At 35.7% G+C, this 14,472-nt stretch carries 17 protein-coding genes; 8 read left to right on the top strand and 9 right to left on the bottom strand.

Translation table 11 applies throughout. From position 1 onward, the window contains the following. The first annotated feature begins 8 nt into the window (after positions 1-8). A complete protein-coding gene (gene lysS, locus AAKU52_RS06860; RefSeq protein ID WP_354331616.1) occupies positions 9-1,730 on the top strand; it encodes a lysine--tRNA ligase in 1,722 nt (573 codons plus the stop codon). 86 nt (positions 1,731-1,816) lie between these two features. Beyond that, entirely contained in the window at positions 1,817-2,032 is a 216-nt protein-coding gene (locus tag AAKU52_RS06865; RefSeq protein ID WP_354331618.1) for a hypothetical protein, read from the top strand. A gap of 28 nt (positions 2,033-2,060) precedes the next feature. Here AAKU52_RS06865 and AAKU52_RS06870 read toward each other — a convergent pair whose 3' ends face one another. After that, positions 2,061-2,600, bottom strand: a complete 540-nt coding sequence (locus AAKU52_RS06870; protein WP_354331620.1) for a DUF2892 domain-containing protein — start codon at positions 2,598-2,600, stop codon at positions 2,061-2,063. A 125-nt stretch (positions 2,601-2,725) separates the two neighbouring features. On the opposite strand from AAKU52_RS06870, the gene AAKU52_RS06875 reads away from it, so the two are divergent. Both AAKU52_RS06875 and ung read left to right on the top strand, forming a co-directional pair. Then, the gene (locus AAKU52_RS06875) at positions 2,726-3,073 is read left to right on the top strand and encodes a thioredoxin family protein (protein WP_354331622.1); all 348 of its coding nucleotides are present in this window, start codon (positions 2,726-2,728) and stop codon (positions 3,071-3,073) included. Positions 3,074-3,077: 4 nt separating this feature from the next. After that, entirely contained in the window at positions 3,078-3,758 is a 681-nt protein-coding gene (gene ung, locus AAKU52_RS06880) for a uracil-DNA glycosylase (protein ID WP_354331625.1), read from the top strand. Here the strand turns inward: ung and AAKU52_RS06885 are convergent. Further along, positions 3,755-4,225: an Lrp/AsnC family transcriptional regulator gene (locus tag AAKU52_RS06885; RefSeq protein WP_354331627.1), complete on the bottom strand. Its 471-nt coding sequence runs from the start codon at positions 4,223-4,225 to the stop codon at positions 3,755-3,757. The genes ung and AAKU52_RS06885 overlap by 4 nt on opposite strands. A gap of 139 nt (positions 4,226-4,364) precedes the next feature. On the opposite strand from AAKU52_RS06885, the gene AAKU52_RS06890 reads away from it, so the two are divergent. The 3 genes from AAKU52_RS06890 (at position 4,365) to smpB (ending at position 7,613) form a co-directional block, all read left to right on the top strand. After that, positions 4,365-5,039, top strand: coding sequence for a metal-dependent transcriptional regulator (locus AAKU52_RS06890; protein WP_354331629.1), 675 nt, complete (start codon positions 4,365-4,367; stop codon positions 5,037-5,039). Positions 5,040-5,068: 29 nt separating this feature from the next. Continuing rightward, positions 5,069-6,931: an Nramp family divalent metal transporter gene (locus AAKU52_RS06895; RefSeq protein ID WP_354331631.1), complete on the top strand. Its 1,863-nt coding sequence runs from the start codon at positions 5,069-5,071 to the stop codon at positions 6,929-6,931. Between the two features lie 232 nt (positions 6,932-7,163). Further along, positions 7,164-7,613 (top strand): SsrA-binding protein SmpB, encoded by a 450-nt coding sequence (smpB, locus tag AAKU52_RS06900; RefSeq protein WP_354331633.1) that lies wholly within the window; start codon positions 7,164-7,166, stop codon positions 7,611-7,613. On the opposite strand, the gene AAKU52_RS06905 is transcribed toward smpB, so the two are convergent. From AAKU52_RS06905 to AAKU52_RS06915, 3 genes are all read right to left on the bottom strand, one after another. Then, complete coding sequence (locus AAKU52_RS06905; protein WP_354331635.1) at positions 7,614-8,270, bottom strand: protein-L-isoaspartate(D-aspartate) O-methyltransferase; 657 nt, start codon at positions 8,268-8,270, stop codon at positions 7,614-7,616. A gap of 90 nt (positions 8,271-8,360) precedes the next feature. Next, positions 8,361-10,841 carry a replication restart helicase PriA gene (gene priA, locus AAKU52_RS06910; protein WP_354331637.1) on the bottom strand — a complete coding sequence of 827 codons (2,481 nt, stop codon included), beginning with the start codon at positions 10,839-10,841 and terminating at the stop codon, positions 8,361-8,363. Further along, complete coding sequence (locus AAKU52_RS06915) at positions 10,842-11,228, bottom strand: DUF423 domain-containing protein (RefSeq protein ID WP_354331639.1); 387 nt, start codon at positions 11,226-11,228, stop codon at positions 10,842-10,844. A gap of 91 nt (positions 11,229-11,319) precedes the next feature. On the opposite strand from AAKU52_RS06915, the gene AAKU52_RS06920 reads away from it, so the two are divergent. After that, the gene (locus AAKU52_RS06920) at positions 11,320-12,882 is read left to right on the top strand and encodes a hypothetical protein (RefSeq protein WP_354331641.1); all 1,563 of its coding nucleotides are present in this window, start codon (positions 11,320-11,322) and stop codon (positions 12,880-12,882) included. Here the strand turns inward: AAKU52_RS06920 and tsaB are convergent. From tsaB to rpmH, 4 genes are all read right to left on the bottom strand, one after another. Continuing rightward, positions 12,857-13,543, bottom strand: a complete 687-nt coding sequence (tsaB, locus tag AAKU52_RS06925) for a tRNA (adenosine(37)-N6)-threonylcarbamoyltransferase complex dimerization subunit type 1 TsaB (protein ID WP_354331643.1) — start codon at positions 13,541-13,543, stop codon at positions 12,857-12,859. The genes AAKU52_RS06920 and tsaB overlap by 26 nt on opposite strands. A gap of 26 nt (positions 13,544-13,569) precedes the next feature. Continuing rightward, on the bottom strand, positions 13,570-13,800 hold the full coding sequence (gene yidD / locus AAKU52_RS06930; protein WP_354331645.1) for a membrane protein insertion efficiency factor YidD: 231 nt from the start codon (positions 13,798-13,800) through the stop codon (positions 13,570-13,572). Further along, the gene (rnpA, locus tag AAKU52_RS06935) at positions 13,787-14,182 is read right to left on the bottom strand and encodes a ribonuclease P protein component (protein WP_354331647.1); all 396 of its coding nucleotides are present in this window, start codon (positions 14,180-14,182) and stop codon (positions 13,787-13,789) included. Before rnpA ends, yidD begins: the two co-directional genes overlap by 14 nt. Positions 14,183-14,243: 61 nt before the next feature. After that, a complete protein-coding gene (gene rpmH, locus AAKU52_RS06940; RefSeq protein WP_073232865.1) occupies positions 14,244-14,402 on the bottom strand; it encodes a 50S ribosomal protein L34 in 159 nt (52 codons plus the stop codon). Between the last annotated feature and the right edge of the window lie 70 nt (positions 14,403-14,472).

Here is a 14,472-nt window from a genome sequence, read left to right on the forward strand (position 1 = left end):
TATTTAATATGAGTACAGGATTATCAGAACAAGAAGTATTGCGACGAAGTGCGCTAACCCAATTACGTGATTTAGGCATCAACCCATATCCGGCAGAAACTTATGAAGTTACCGCACACGCCGATGATATTTTAGAAAATTACGAAAGAGATAAGACTTCTTATAAGAATATCAGCCTTGCAGGTCGCATTATGACACGCCGCATTATGGGTAGTGCTTCCTTTGTAGAATTACAGGATGCAACAGGTAGAATTCAAATTTATCTAAAAAGAGATGACCTTTGTCCGGATGAGGATAAAACATTATACAATACCGTTTTCAAAAAACTACTTGATTTAGGCGATTACATAGGAGTTAAAGGCTATGTATTTACCACACAAACGGGAGAGATTTCTGTACATGTGACAGAATTTAAGCTATTATCTAAGTCCTTGAAACCACTTCCTGTTGTAAAACGTGATGATGATGGCAATATCTATGATGGGTTTACGGATCCAGAAATGCGTTATCGCCAGCGTTATGTAGATTTAACAGTAAACCCTGGTTTCAAAAAAATCTTCATGAACCGCTCCAGGGTAATTAACACGATGCGCAATTATTTTGATGAGCAGGGCTGGATGGAAGTGGAAACACCTATTCTACAACCGATTCATGGTGGTGCCGCAGCTCGCCCTTTTGCCACGCATCACAATACTTTGGATATGCCATTGTACTTGCGGATAGCCAATGAGCTTTATTTAAAGCGATTGATTGTAGCGGGTTTTGATGGTGTTTATGAGTTCGGTAAGATGTTCAGAAATGAAGGGATGGACCGCACACATAATCCAGAATATACTTCCATGGAAATTTACGTGGCTTATAAAGATTATATCTGGATGATGGCGATGGTAGAAGAATGCTTGGAAAAAATAGCCTTAACTATTCATGGAACACCAATTGTAAAAGTAGGCGAATATGAAATCAATTTTGAAGGTCCTTATGAAAAAATGTCAATGTATGAGTCTATACAGAAATATACAGACATCGACGTTTCACAAATGACTGAAGATGAATTGAAGCAAACCTGTAGAATCCTTAACATCGAAATTGATGCTTCAATGGGAAGAGGTAAGCTTATCGATGAAATATTTAGTGAGAAAGTAGAAGACCATTTGATACAGCCTACTTACATTACAGACTATCCATTGGAAATGACACCACTTGCGAAAAAACACCGTAGCAAGGAAGGGCTGGTAGAAAGGTTTGAACTTTTTATTTGTGGTAAGGAAATTGCGAATGCCTATTCAGAACTGAATGACCCAATTGATCAAAAAGAACGTTTTGAAGATCAGTTGCAATTAGCAGCAAGAGGTGATGCTGAAGCAATGGCTATGGATGATGACTTTATTCGTGCTTTAGAGTATGGCATGCCTCCAACATCAGGTTTAGGTATTGGTATTGATCGACTGGTCATGCTGATGACCAATCAATCTACTATTCAAGAAGTATTATTTTTCCCTCAAATGCGTCCGGAGAAAAAGATGAAAGTTAGCAATGATGACGATTTTGTGAACGCAGGCATACCTGCAGACTGGGTACAGGTGATTAGGAAGATGGGTTTTAATACAATTGAGGACTTGAAAACCGCAAATCCAAATAAAGTATTTAATGACCTTGGCGGCATGCGTAAGAAAATGAAACTGGAAATACTAATGCCAATAAAAGAAGACGTTATGGCATGGTTCTCTTAACAAATAGATAACATAAACTTAAGGCTTACCGTAAGAAATTACAGTAAGCCTTTTTTATTTTTACACCAGATTAAATTTATATAAATATGAACAATTCAAGTCTGGAAATTACGGAAAATGAATACTGCATTAAGCTTGATAAAGCTACGTTCGACTTATCTTTAATACGTCAATTGATTAAAAGGATACAATCAGAACAACGCTTCTTTAACAGCGCTAACGCCTATGAAGAAGAAGACATCATTAGCAGAGGCACTGGCTCAGCAGAACAAGACAATTTTGACCGATTGTGTGATAAATAAAAAAGCCACATTGCTGTAGCTTTTTTATTTATCTGTACCTGATTTGCTGTTGCTTATCCAGCATTCCTAGCTGATCTTTCATTTGCTTGATTTGATCGGCAAGTAGTTTATTCTTATCTGCTTTCTTAGCCTCTGTTAAATAGAGCTGGGCTTCCCGCTTATTTCTTTTCCCCATGGCTATGCCTGCAAGACTAAGTTTTGCAAGTGCTATGTTATGATCCATGTGCAATCCTAAAGCTAAAGCTTTCTTGAAATATTTTTCAGATTGCATAGGAGTCTTCCTAGATTCAATTAAACCCATTAAAAGCTGGTAATAACCGTGTTGTACACGGATTAATTGTGTTTCGAAATTGGTAATCCTTTTTAGAAACTGTTCGGCTTTAGGCATGTTATCTTTACGTAAAAACCACTGCGCAAGCAGCATATTCTCATTAAAGAAATAGGTAACACCCACAAAAATACTGATCAATAAAACTAAAATACCCCAACCCCAAAATCCAAAAATTATTAAAGCAATGGAGGCTCCAAGAATGGCAAAACCTATAATTAGACGTACTATATTTGACATATTCTTTTGTAAATTTTTTATGCAAATATCGGGTTTAAATACTAAAAATCAGATTTAATATGATAATTTCAACAAAAAAATTAACAAACTTTTAAAGCACCTTTAAAACTTAAATACTGCAAAGAATGGTTCATACAGCTAACAATAGCAATGATAATAGGATTAAATCATTAAAGCTTTTAATATTAGATAAGCAGATTACTATTGTTTGGGGTGCCTGGTGCAGTGATAGCCAATTGCATGTGCCCCATTTCTACAAAGTTCTTGAGGCACTAGCTTTTCCTAAAAATCAAGTAACTCTGATTAATGTAGACCGAGATAAAAAATCAGATACGTATAATATTGATCATTTAAACATAGAAAGGGTGCCTACGTTTATTATCTTCGAATCAGGTAAAGAACTGGGAAGAATTGTTGAAAACCCAAACGAAAGTTTTGAAGCCGACTTATTACACCTGTTGACCACAAAATAAGAAAATGAAAGAATTATTAGAGCAACATTGGTTGAAGGTTTTAAAAAAAGAATTTGACAAGGACTACATGAGGTCTTTAATCGATTTCCTAAGGGAAGAAAAAGAAAATGGTTACATTATTTACCCCGAGGGTGTAAACGTATTTAATGCTTTCTTACATACGCCATTTGATAAAGTGAAAGTAGTTATTTTGGGCCAGGACCCTTATCATGGGGCTGGGCAAGCACATGGACTTTCTTTTTCAGTTCAGAAAGGTGTAAAAATCCCCCCCTCCTTAAAGAATATCTATAAAGAATTGAGTACTGATATTGAAAATTTCAACATTCCTACTCATGGAAACTTAACTGCATGGGCAGACCGGGGTGTACTCTTGTTAAACACAACGTTAACTGTAAGGGCAAAGGAACCAGGTTCGCATCAGGGTAAAGGATGGGAAATATTTACAGATACAGTGATTTCGGAGTTGTCGCAACAAAAAGTAGGGTTAATCTTTTTATTATGGGGGAAATATGCCCAGAATAAATCATTATTGATTGATGAATCCAAGCATACAATTTTTAAAGCCGCCCACCCCTCCCCTTTTTCCGCTTATAGAGGCTTCTTAGGATGCCGGCATTTTTCAAAAACCAATTCAAGGTTAGAAGAACAAGGCCTGCTCCCTATAGATTGGCACATTTCAGATTAATATTCCAAAGGAACGATTGGTTCTTTTTTGGTAGTAGACATGATCATCATGGTTTGAAATGTTTTCACTACAGATATTTTACTTATTTTATCCATAATCAACCGTTCATACGCTTTAATATCATTCACATAAACCTTCAACAAAAAATCTGCTTGTCCGGTAACATGATGACATTCAGTAATTTCTTTTATTTGGTTAACCTCGTCAAGAAAAATCTGGATGGTATTGTTTTTATGAAAATCCAACTGTACCTGGATAAATGTTTTAATTCCTAAGCCTAGTTTCTCTTCATCCACCAAGGCATGGTAGCTTTTAATGAAACCAGACAGCTCCAATTTCCTTACGCGCTCCAAAGTCGGGGCCGGCGACAAACCAATTTCTTGTGATAAAAGCAAGTTGGTTATTCTTCCGTTTTCTTGTAAAAGTTTAAGGATTTTAAAATCTATTTTATCTAATTCTGCAGCCATTATTTTATTAATTTCTGCAAATATAGAACAAATAGCGTTTATTTACCAAATTTTATTCTATAAAAGACTATAAATTATACAATAAATTTTACAATCTTTTATTTAGATTTGTCTAAACATTTTGTTAGCCAACTTTGAAATGGAATCTTTTACTGAAGAAAATTATTTAAAAACCATCTATCATATTTCCAGGCAAAGTGCTGGAATGGTTCAAACTAATGCTATTGCAGAAAGGATTCAAACCAAGCCAGCTTCTGTATCAGATATGGTTAAAAAACTAGCTGAGAAAGCATTGGTTAACTACATTAAGTATAAGGGTGTCACCCTCACAGAAAAAGGGAGGTTAACCGCGATAAATATTGTAAGGCGACACCGGCTCTGGGAATTTTTTCTGGTAAATACTTTAAATTTCAAATGGGATGAGATTCACGAGATTGCCGAAGAGCTGGAGCATGTTAACTCTCCAAAGTTAATTGAACGATTAGATGAATTTTTAGGCTTTCCAAAGCATGATCCACATGGCGATCCGATACCAGATAAAGCAGGGAATTTTGAAACTACAACAGTGATTAAATTAAATAAACTGCTACCAGGAGAACAAGGTTTGATTGTTGGCGTAAGTGAGCACTCTTCTTCGTTTTTAAAATACCTTGAAAAAACCAATTTAACCTTAGGCACAACTTTAAAACTGATAGCAATTACGGAATTTGACGGTTCTGTAGAATTGCGACTTGCTAATCAAAAAATAAGTATAAGCAGAGAGGTTGCCAAACATATATTAATGAAACCATCTATAACAACTCCATCTCGTTAACAAAAGCTACCAATTAATGAATTTATAATATGAAGAATTCTGAGTCCTTAAGTGAGGTTCATCAAAGCGTAGACACCCATAAGCGCATGGGCTGGAAGAGAATATTTGCATTTATAGGCCCCGCCTATTTAGTGAGCGTGGGCTATATGGATCCAGGTAACTGGGCGACAGCCTTGGCTGGCGGGAGTAAATTTGGCTATCAATTGATTTGGGTATTATTGATGTCTAACCTCATGGCCCTTTTGCTACAATCACTGAGTTCGAGATTGGGCATAGTAAGGGGACTGGATTTAGCACAGGCTTCGCGAAATACATATCCTAAATGGGCCAACATACCGTTGTTTGTGCTGGCACAAACGGCAATAATAGCTTGTGACCTTGCCGAAATTATAGGTATGGCTATCGGTTTAAAGTTATTATTCAACATCCCATTAGTTTGGGGAATTAGTTTGACCATCCTGGACACCTTTCTTTTATTGTTTTTAATGAATAGAGGGATGCGAAAAATGGAAGCCTTTATTGTGTCGATGGTATTTATTGTTGGCCTTTCATTTCTTATAGAAATGTTTATTGTTGAGCCTTCACTAAAAGAAATTGCCAAAGGTTTTGAACCAAGCATGCTTTCGGGTGATGCACTTTATATTGCTATCGGAATAATTGGTGCAACGGTAATGCCACATAATTTATACCTGCACTCTTCACTGGTTCAAACCAGGAATTTTAAAAGAGATAGTGCAGGTATCAAAGAAGCTATAAAATTCAACTTCATTGATACTACTGTCGCTTTAAACCTTGCTTTCTTTGTGAACGCGGCTATTTTAATTTTAGCAGCCACGGCATTTTATAAAAATGGTTTATTCGAAGTGGCAGAAATTGAGGATGCCCATAAGTTATTGGAACATATTTTTGGAGGTGTTGCACCTACATTGTTTGCTATAGCTTTAATTGCTGCAGGGCAGAGCTCTACCATTACGGGTACTTTAGCCGGACAAATTATTATGGAAGGCCATTTAAATTTGCGAATTGTACCTTGGCTGCGAAGGTTGATTACTCGTTTGCTAGCTATAATACCTGCATTTTTCACAATAATGTATTTTGGGGAGGGGTCTTTAGGTGCATTGCTTATCTTAAGTCAGGTGGTTTTAAGTTTACAATTAGGATTCGCTGTGATCCCATTGATTCACTTTACGTCTGACAAAAAGGAAATGAAGGAATTTGCCATCAAATTATGGGTTAAAATATTAGCTTGGGCAAGTGCGCTCATCATTGTATCCCTGAATGTTAAATTGGTTGTTGAAGAGATTGGCGACTGGGGCAAAAATGCAAATGCCTGGTACGTTTATTACCTGATAATACCCCTCGCGATCCTGATTGGCTTGTTGCTGATCTATATCTTAATCCATCCCATTATTACTGCACACAAATTTAGAAAAACAAATGTCCCACATGGAGATGCGCTGCTCATTGAAAATATTGATAACATTCATTATAACAGGATTGGAATTACAGTAGATTTTTCAAAAAATGATAGAAATACCATCCGTCATGGTTTAATACAAGGAGGAAAACAGGCAGAATATTTCTTAATTCATGTAGTGGAAACTGCTGCAGCGCGCTATTATGGAAAAAAAGCAATGGATTTTGAAACCAAAAGCGACACCGATAACTTACAGAAATATTGTGATAACCTCGAGAATTTAGGTTACCATGCCATACCATTGATTGGTTTCGGTGATGCTTCAAAAGCCATTGCAACATTCAGCAATGAAAAAGACCTGCAAATACTGGTTATGGGTGCTCACGGACATAAAGGTATCGATGATTTAATTTTTGGTACCACAGTAGAATCAGTGAGGCATAAAATAAAAATACCTGTACTAATAGTTAGGTAAGGATGGCAATTGATCAAAAACCAGATTAATATTACTGTTAATCGGCAATTCTTTCGGATATTAGCCTGCTATCTTTAAAAAACAAATAATTTAACGGTTATGAAACCATCAAAAGCTTCATTACCGTTAAAAAGCAATAAATTAATAATGAAACCTGCTTCATCTTTCAGTTCGGCTAACGAAATATTAAAAAGATGATGCAAGCTTCATTACCGTTAAAAAGCAATTAATAATGAAAAACGACGTTCAAATAAAAAATAAAAGAGCCTATTTTGATTACCACATAGTTGAGAAATTTAATGCAGGCATAGCTTTGCTGGGTACTGAAATTAAAGCGATAAGGCAAGGGAAATCAAACATGTCTGATGCATTCTGCATGTTTATTGGAAATGTTCTTTATGTCAGAAATCTACATATCTCTGAATACAGCAATAGTTCCTTTTACCACCATGACATTAAAAGAGACCGGGTTCTGCTTTTGCATAAAAAGGAATTAAGAAAACTAAAGGCAAAAAGTGAGGAGAAAGGCTATACAATAGTTCCTTTAAGGATTTACACCAATGAAAGAGGTTTTGCAAAGATTGAAATTGCACTTGCTCAGGGTAAAAAAGAATTTGACAAAAGAGATAGTATTAAGGATAGGGAATCAAAACGTGAATTAGATCGGGCAATGAAAAATTAATTACCAAGCCTGATCGCCAACGAGGGGAACAAATCTAAAAGTATCCAGTTCTATTTTTTCATAGTCTTTTTCGTCTACCCTGAATACGGTTACCATTTTCTGAGAATGCTCATCTCCTACGGGAATCACTAGCGCACCTCCTATTTTTAATTGTTTCAGCAAAGCTTCAGGAACGAAAGGTGCTCCAGCTGTGACAATAATTTTATCGTATGGGGCATGTTCTGCAATACCGATAGAGCCATCGCCATAATAGAAATTGGCATGGTAACCCATACCAGGTAATACCCTTATGGTGTGCTTATAAATACTTTCCTGTCTTTCAATTGTAAATACATCAGCACCAAGCTCCATCAGGATACATGTTTGGTAACCTGAGCCGGTTCCTATTTCCAAAACTTTATCGCCTTTTTTTAAATGCAACAATTCTGTTTGATAAGCCACTGTATAAGGTTGAGAAATCGTTTGACCATCCCCGATAGGGAAAGCGATATCCCGATATGCCTGGATCCAGAAAGTTTCATCAAAGAAAAAGTGCCTTGGTACTTTACCAATAGCGTTCAGCACTTTAGTATCAGAAATCCCTCTTGATTTGAGGTGTTCGACTAATTTCTTTCTCGCACCTTTTTCCCTGTAATTATCCACAAACTTGTATGCCATACACTCAAAAATAACTGTTTGAAACCGTTCAACGTTATGAAAACGCTTTATTAATTTATTATAAGGATAACCACCACAAGATCAACCTCATTAATAAGGATCAACATCTAATTGTATTAAAACGCCTTTAAAAACCTTTTGTGCATAAAATGTTGTCATTTCATTTTTCAAAAGTGCTTTAACTTTGTGAATGGCAGTATGTTTGTCTGATTTAACAATAATTTGCCTGATGTAATAATTTCTAATTCTGGAAACCAAAGGTTGCTCAGGACCTAAAACTCTGGCACCCAGACTCGACCTCAACTTAATTGCAAACTGTTGTGCAGCTGCATTGAGCACATCGGCATCTTTATGGCGCAAACTAATGAAAATCAGGCGGGAAAAAGGAGGATAATTAAATTGACTTCTTTCAGCAATCTCATCCTCATACATCTCTATATAATTATTTTCTACTACCTGCTTAATGATGCGGTGTTTATCGTCGTAAGCCTGGATACAAACCTTCCCTTGCTTTTCTCTGCGGCCTGCTCTTCCAGAAACTTGAGCCAATAATTGATAACTTCTTTCAAAAGCCCTGAAATCAGGATAATTTAATAAAGTGTCTGCATTGATCACCCCAATTAAAGTCACGTTATCAAAATCTAATCCCTTTGCCACCATTTGGGTTCCAATTAAAATATCAGTCTTTTTATCCTGGAAATCACCAATTATTTTCTGAAGGCTATTTTTAGTACGCGTGCTATCCACATCCAAACGCGCAATTTTAGCCTCTGGAAAAATGAGTCCCAATTCCTCTTCAACCCGCTCTGTACCAAAACCTTTTTGTTCAATATGAACCGAACCGCAAGCAGGACAAATCTTTAAAGTATTTTCATTGAAACCACAGTAATGACAGTGTAACTTACCACTACTTTTATGGAAAGTTAAGCTTACATCACAATTCACACATTTTGGCGTGTAACCGCAAGTAGCACAAATTAGAATAGTTGCATACCCACGCCGGTTTTGAAACAGGATTACCTGCTCGTTATTAGCCAGCGAGGTCGTGATATCATCAATCAACACACTAGAAAAATAAGAAACCATTTTCTTTCTTTTAGTTTCTTCAGCAATACTGATAACCTGATGTGTAGGCAATGATACTCCACCGAAACGCTCGGTTAAAGTAACCAATCCATATTTGTGATTTAAAGCATTATAATAACTTTCAATAGAAGGTGTGGCCGAACCGAGAACTATTTTTGCATTATGCAGGTAGGCCAAATAAACTGCAGCGTCCCGTGCCTGGTACCTTGGCGCAGGGTCATGTTGTTTATAAGAAGATTCATGCTCTTCATCAACAATAATGAATTTCAGCTCATTAAAAGGAAGAAATATGGCAGATCTTGCTCCTAAAACAATCTTATAAGTCCCATTAAGCACTTTATTCCAGATCTCTACCCTTTCAAAATCATTGAATTTAGAATGATAAACGCCAATAGCATCACCAAAATATATTTTAATCCGTTCAACAATCTGAGTAGTTAAAGCAATCTCTGGCAATAAAAAAAGTGCCTGTCCCCCATTCGCTATAGCCTCCTCTATTAATTTGATGTAAAGTTGCGTTTTCCCAGAAGCCGTGATCCCATGGAGGAGCACAACGTCCCTGCTTTTTAATTCTTCCTGAATTTCCGCATAGGCAGTGGCCTGTGCATCACTTAACTTAAAATTGAGAATTAAATTATCAACATCATCATTCAAGCGACTAACAGCTATCTTTTTTAAGAGAAAGATTTCTTTGTCGAGCATTGCCTTAACAGTACCCTGACCAACATTGCTATTCGCTAACAATTCTTGTTTAGAAACTTCTGAAGATTTTTTTGATAAGTTGATATAACATAGTAGCGCATCCAATTGTTTAGGAGCCTTTTCCAGTATTCCAAAAAGTGCTTTTAAATTACCTTCTTCTTTATAAAATGGATTTAATGTAAGAAAAGATTTAAGTAATGGTTTGTATTTTTCAACCACTTCTTCAGCAATATAAACCATCTCTTTATCAATCAATGATCTGATCAAGGGGAAAACAGTTTTCTGCCCTAAAAGCTTCACGATATCATCAATTGATAAACGTTTTTTGCTTTCCAATACCGTAAGTAACAACGTTTCTCTTTCGGTTAAATTAACAACTTCAGCATTTTGCGTTTCATTTAAAACGATAATGGTTTCACTAGCCAATTTTAAACCTGCAGGCAGGGCTGCAGACATTACATCACCCTCATTACAAACATAATAGTCGGTCATCCAATCCCAAAAATGCAATTGCAAAGAGTTAACCACGGGCATACGGTCTACCACATCAATGATATATTTTGCCTCATATACTGTTGGCGCAATGGTACTGATGCTTTTTATTAAAGCTGTATAAATTTTATTTTTCCCAAATTGCACAATTACGCGTTTACCTACGGCAATTTGGTCGTTTAAATGAAAAGGTATTCTGTATAAATAGTTTTTTGCAAGCGACAAAGGCAAAATCACTTCTATAAAAAATGTTTCTCTTTCCTCAAAACCTAAATTATCAAATTCCTGCATTTATTTATGTCTTAATGCTGCAAAAAATAACAGTATCCAGCCAACTATAAAAAACAAACCACCTATTGGGGTAATGGGACCAATATAATTGACAAAAGAAATGTTTAAAAGTTCACGTGTCGCCAAAAGATACAGAGAGCCTGAAAAAAGAATGATTCCGGCAGTAAAACAATAATAAGACCAGTCAATCAGTTTATTTCTAAACCTGGCAAAAGTAGACAGAAACAATAAAGCAAAAACATGATAAAATTGATATTCTACTCCTTTTGCCCAAATACTTAATGATTCACCATTAACGACACTTTTTAGTCCGTGGGCGCCAAAAGCGCCTAGTATGACAGCCAGAACGCCAAAAAAAGAAGCCGTTAATATTATTCTTTTATTCATTTAAATAAATTTTTTTGTAAATGCTAAAAGTAACAAAATCAACTCATTTTAACGGTAATCCAAGTATATAAATTAAATTTGCTTATATACCATGAAAAGAATTTACATCACCATATTTTTTCTCTTATCGGCCATGGTAACCCTGGCCTACCTCTATTTTTCTAAATTAAACAGAGATACAAATGACAATGAAATTAGTCTATATGCTGCTACCGCAAACTCAGGACTGATCTTTTGTTTCCAAAATGACAAAAGTGTACTTGATTTACTTAAAAGCCAGGATCTTTTGCAACGTTTACTTCCAGAGAAAAACCTGCAATCGCTGCATTCACTGCAAAAAGAACTGATGTCAATTCCTGAAATAAATAAACAGCTGAAGAAACAAGACCTTTACCTGAGCTTTATTCCTGGAGAAAACAAAGAACTGACTTTTTTACTAAGCACACAGACGAGTACTAAACAAGATCCAGGTTTTATATTAAATCTTTTAAAATCCAAAGGAATAGCAATAGAAAAACTAGCCGACTTTGCAAAAATCACCTTAAAAGACAGTAGCACTTATTACTTTGTACAAAAGAACAACCTATTATTGTTATCTGAGTCATTCAAGGCCATTTCAGAAGGACTAAAGGCCACAGAAAAACAAACCAATCCACAATTCATTGCCTATATTAAAACTAACTTAAAGTTTAGCAAAAACAGCGTGGCAGCTTTATTTATCAACTTCAATTACTTACAAGGTTTACAAGAACAGGTAACACCGGAAAAATTTAAACAAGAAAATGGATTCGCTAATTACAATTATAGTTTTAGTAAAGACCGGATTTTATTTAATGGAAGCACTATTTTAAATGACAAACACAGCTACCAAAATCTTTTCTCGGATATCAAAGCAGGGAAATTTACAATAGATGCTATTTTACCTGAAGAAACAGCTAATTATACTATTTATGTGATGAACAATTATCAAAACTGGCGAACAGGCTTGAATTCCTGGTTTATTATAAAAAAGAAAAACGATGAAATTATAAAAACGATTAAAAACATCAGCACCAACTACAATTTAGATTTAGAAAGCACCTTCCCTAAATATTTCGACAACCAAATAGTCACTTTTCAACTAAAAAGCAAGGAAACCTTTGGTGCAATTAACCTTAGCAATGGAGATAAGCTTCGTCAATTGTTGTTAGATGTGAGTAGTGAATATAGTGATGATATTAAAATGTTAAAAGAGCCTAACCTGTTGTATGCATATTTTGGAGAGCCCTTTGAGAAATTCAAAAAACCATATTATACAATTATTGATAATTACATGGTATTTTCTAATTATCCCAGTAGTATACAAGTTTTTTTAAACAGCTATAAAAACGACAAGCAATTGATCAATAATAAAGCCTATATTGATGCTAGTAATCAGTTATCAGCAGAAACAAATATCTTATTTTATTTTAACCGGGAGAATTCTGAAAATATTGCCAACAGCAACCTATACCTGCCCTATTTACAATTATTCAAATCAGACAAAAAAATAGGCAGATTTAATTCCTTTATATACCAACTTAACAGCGATCATAAAAAATTTCAAACCAATTTGTTGATCAGTACAACAGCAGAAAGTATAAAGGATACTATACCTTCTTTTTCGGTGCAGTAAACACAAAGTCTTTCAGGTAATAAGGTTCAAAATACGCTACATTTTCAAACTTTTCAATACGATATGCAGTCAACGCAAGCTGTGACATATTTGCTGCAGAATTGACTATTAATGTAGAGAAAATAGCATTTGTATTTTGTAATAATTCGCTGCATTTTAATGCACCATCGCCTATAAAAGTAACCTGATTGTTTTGTAATTCTGATTGAAAGGAATCTGCTTCAATAATTTTAGCAGTAATTGGAGCTAAGATTTCCATTTCATGATTAAACAGACAGGTATAAACCTCCATCCTTCTAGCGTCGATCATCGGACAAACCAAACCCTTGTAATCAGGATTGGCTATCAAAAAGCCATTAGCCATCATCGCTAAAGTATCTACAGCAATCAGTGGCTTATCCAAAGCAAAGGAAAGCCCTTTGGCAGTAGAAACACCAATTCTTAAACCGGTATAAGATCCAGGACCTTTGCTGACGGCAATAGCGTCCAGGTCATGATAACTTAGGGATGCCTGTAGCATCACTTCTTCAATAAATAAAGTTAAGCTTCCTGCATGAATGTTATTTGCCGTTTCTTCCTTTAAAGCAACGTTTACACCATCAATCGCAAGTACAACAGAACAGGTCTGTGTTGCGGTTTCAATTTGAAGTATCTTGGCCATTGCTGCAAATATAGCAGATTTTAATCTTATGGAACAGGGTCATGGCCATGTTTGCCCCAAGGATGGCATCTTCCAATTCTTTTTATGGTTAACCAACCTCCCTTAAATGGACCATGTTTTTTTATTGCCTCTATACCATATTGAGAACAAGTGGGTGAAAACCTGCAATTGGCCCCTAATAGTGGCGACAATAACCATTGATAAACTTTTATGAGCAGCAGGAATAGCCAACCCAGCAATTTATTAATCAACCTCATGACTAGAAAGATTGGCAGACAGCTTTTTGAATACATTCACCATCTTTTTCTCCATGAAAGTGTAGTCATACTTTTGCTTTCCAATAAACTGGATAGACAGCAGTAAAACTTGATCAGAAGGTTTTAAATGTGCGTAAAAATGCTCCTGTTTGTGAAGGCGATAGGCTTCCCGGGTTCTACGTTTAAGTAAATTTCGGTCAACCGCCCGTTTATAACGTTTTTTTGAAACATTAATGACTACCTGTACGGGAGCGGCAGTAGCTTCAGACACAAAAAGATAGGATATTCGGAAAGGGTACAATAAAAAAGAAGAACCATTTTTGAACAGTAAGTCTAAAGACTTTCTGCTACATAACCGTTCTTCTTTAGAAAATGTTTTCATGTTTTTGATTGCGATTTGGCAGATTCCTGATCCGCTAACACTTAAGGTGTTACAATCAAAATTATGCTTTGTGACGACGCTCGTCAGAAACAGATAATTTGCTTCTTCCTTTTGCACGACGAGAAGCTAATACTCTTCTACCGTTTGCTGTAGCCATTCTTTCGCGGAAGCCGTGTTTGTTTCTTCTCTTTCTTTGCGAAGGTTGGAATGTTCTTTTCATAACTGTATTATATCTTAACTATATATTTTTTAAATAAGAGGTGCAAATATAGCGTGATTTTTGTTCAAAT

Origin of the sequence: Pedobacter sp. CG_S7 (assembly GCF_040544395.1) — a bacterium.
GTDB lineage: Bacteria > Bacteroidota > Bacteroidia > Sphingobacteriales > Sphingobacteriaceae > Pedobacter.

Coding starts and splice junctions, on each gene's coding strand:
- AAKU52_RS06915 (WP_354331639.1), bottom strand. CDS start 11,228: ATGAATAAAAGAATAATATTAACGGCTTCTTTTTTTGGCGTTCTGGCT.
- AAKU52_RS06920 (WP_354331641.1), top strand. CDS start 11,320: ATGAAAAGAATTTACATCACCATATTTTTTCTCTTATCGGCCATGGTA.
- AAKU52_RS06875 (WP_354331622.1), top strand. CDS start 2,726: ATGGTTCATACAGCTAACAATAGCAATGATAATAGGATTAAATCATTA.
- AAKU52_RS06870 (WP_354331620.1), bottom strand. CDS start 2,600: ATGTCAAATATAGTACGTCTAATTATAGGTTTTGCCATTCTTGGAGCC.
- rpmH (WP_073232865.1), bottom strand. CDS start 14,402: ATGAAAAGAACATTCCAACCTTCGCAAAGAAAGAGAAGAAACAAACAC.
- AAKU52_RS06865 (WP_354331618.1), top strand. CDS start 1,817: ATGAACAATTCAAGTCTGGAAATTACGGAAAATGAATACTGCATTAAG.
- tsaB (WP_354331643.1), bottom strand. CDS start 13,543: ATGGCCAAGATACTTCAAATTGAAACCGCAACACAGACCTGTTCTGTT.
- yidD (WP_354331645.1), bottom strand. CDS start 13,800: ATGAGGTTGATTAATAAATTGCTGGGTTGGCTATTCCTGCTGCTCATA.
- rnpA (WP_354331647.1), bottom strand. CDS start 14,182: ATGAAAACATTTTCTAAAGAAGAACGGTTATGTAGCAGAAAGTCTTTA.
- priA (WP_354331637.1), bottom strand. CDS start 10,841: ATGCAGGAATTTGATAATTTAGGTTTTGAGGAAAGAGAAACATTTTTT.
- smpB (WP_354331633.1), top strand. CDS start 7,164: ATGAAAAACGACGTTCAAATAAAAAATAAAAGAGCCTATTTTGATTAC.
- ung (WP_354331625.1), top strand. CDS start 3,078: ATGAAAGAATTATTAGAGCAACATTGGTTGAAGGTTTTAAAAAAAGAA.
- AAKU52_RS06890 (WP_354331629.1), top strand. CDS start 4,365: ATGGAATCTTTTACTGAAGAAAATTATTTAAAAACCATCTATCATATT.
- AAKU52_RS06895 (WP_354331631.1), top strand. CDS start 5,069: ATGAAGAATTCTGAGTCCTTAAGTGAGGTTCATCAAAGCGTAGACACC.
- AAKU52_RS06905 (WP_354331635.1), bottom strand. CDS start 8,270: ATGGCATACAAGTTTGTGGATAATTACAGGGAAAAAGGTGCGAGAAAG.
- lysS (WP_354331616.1), top strand. CDS start 9: ATGAGTACAGGATTATCAGAACAAGAAGTATTGCGACGAAGTGCGCTA.
- AAKU52_RS06885 (WP_354331627.1), bottom strand. CDS start 4,225: ATGGCTGCAGAATTAGATAAAATAGATTTTAAAATCCTTAAACTTTTA.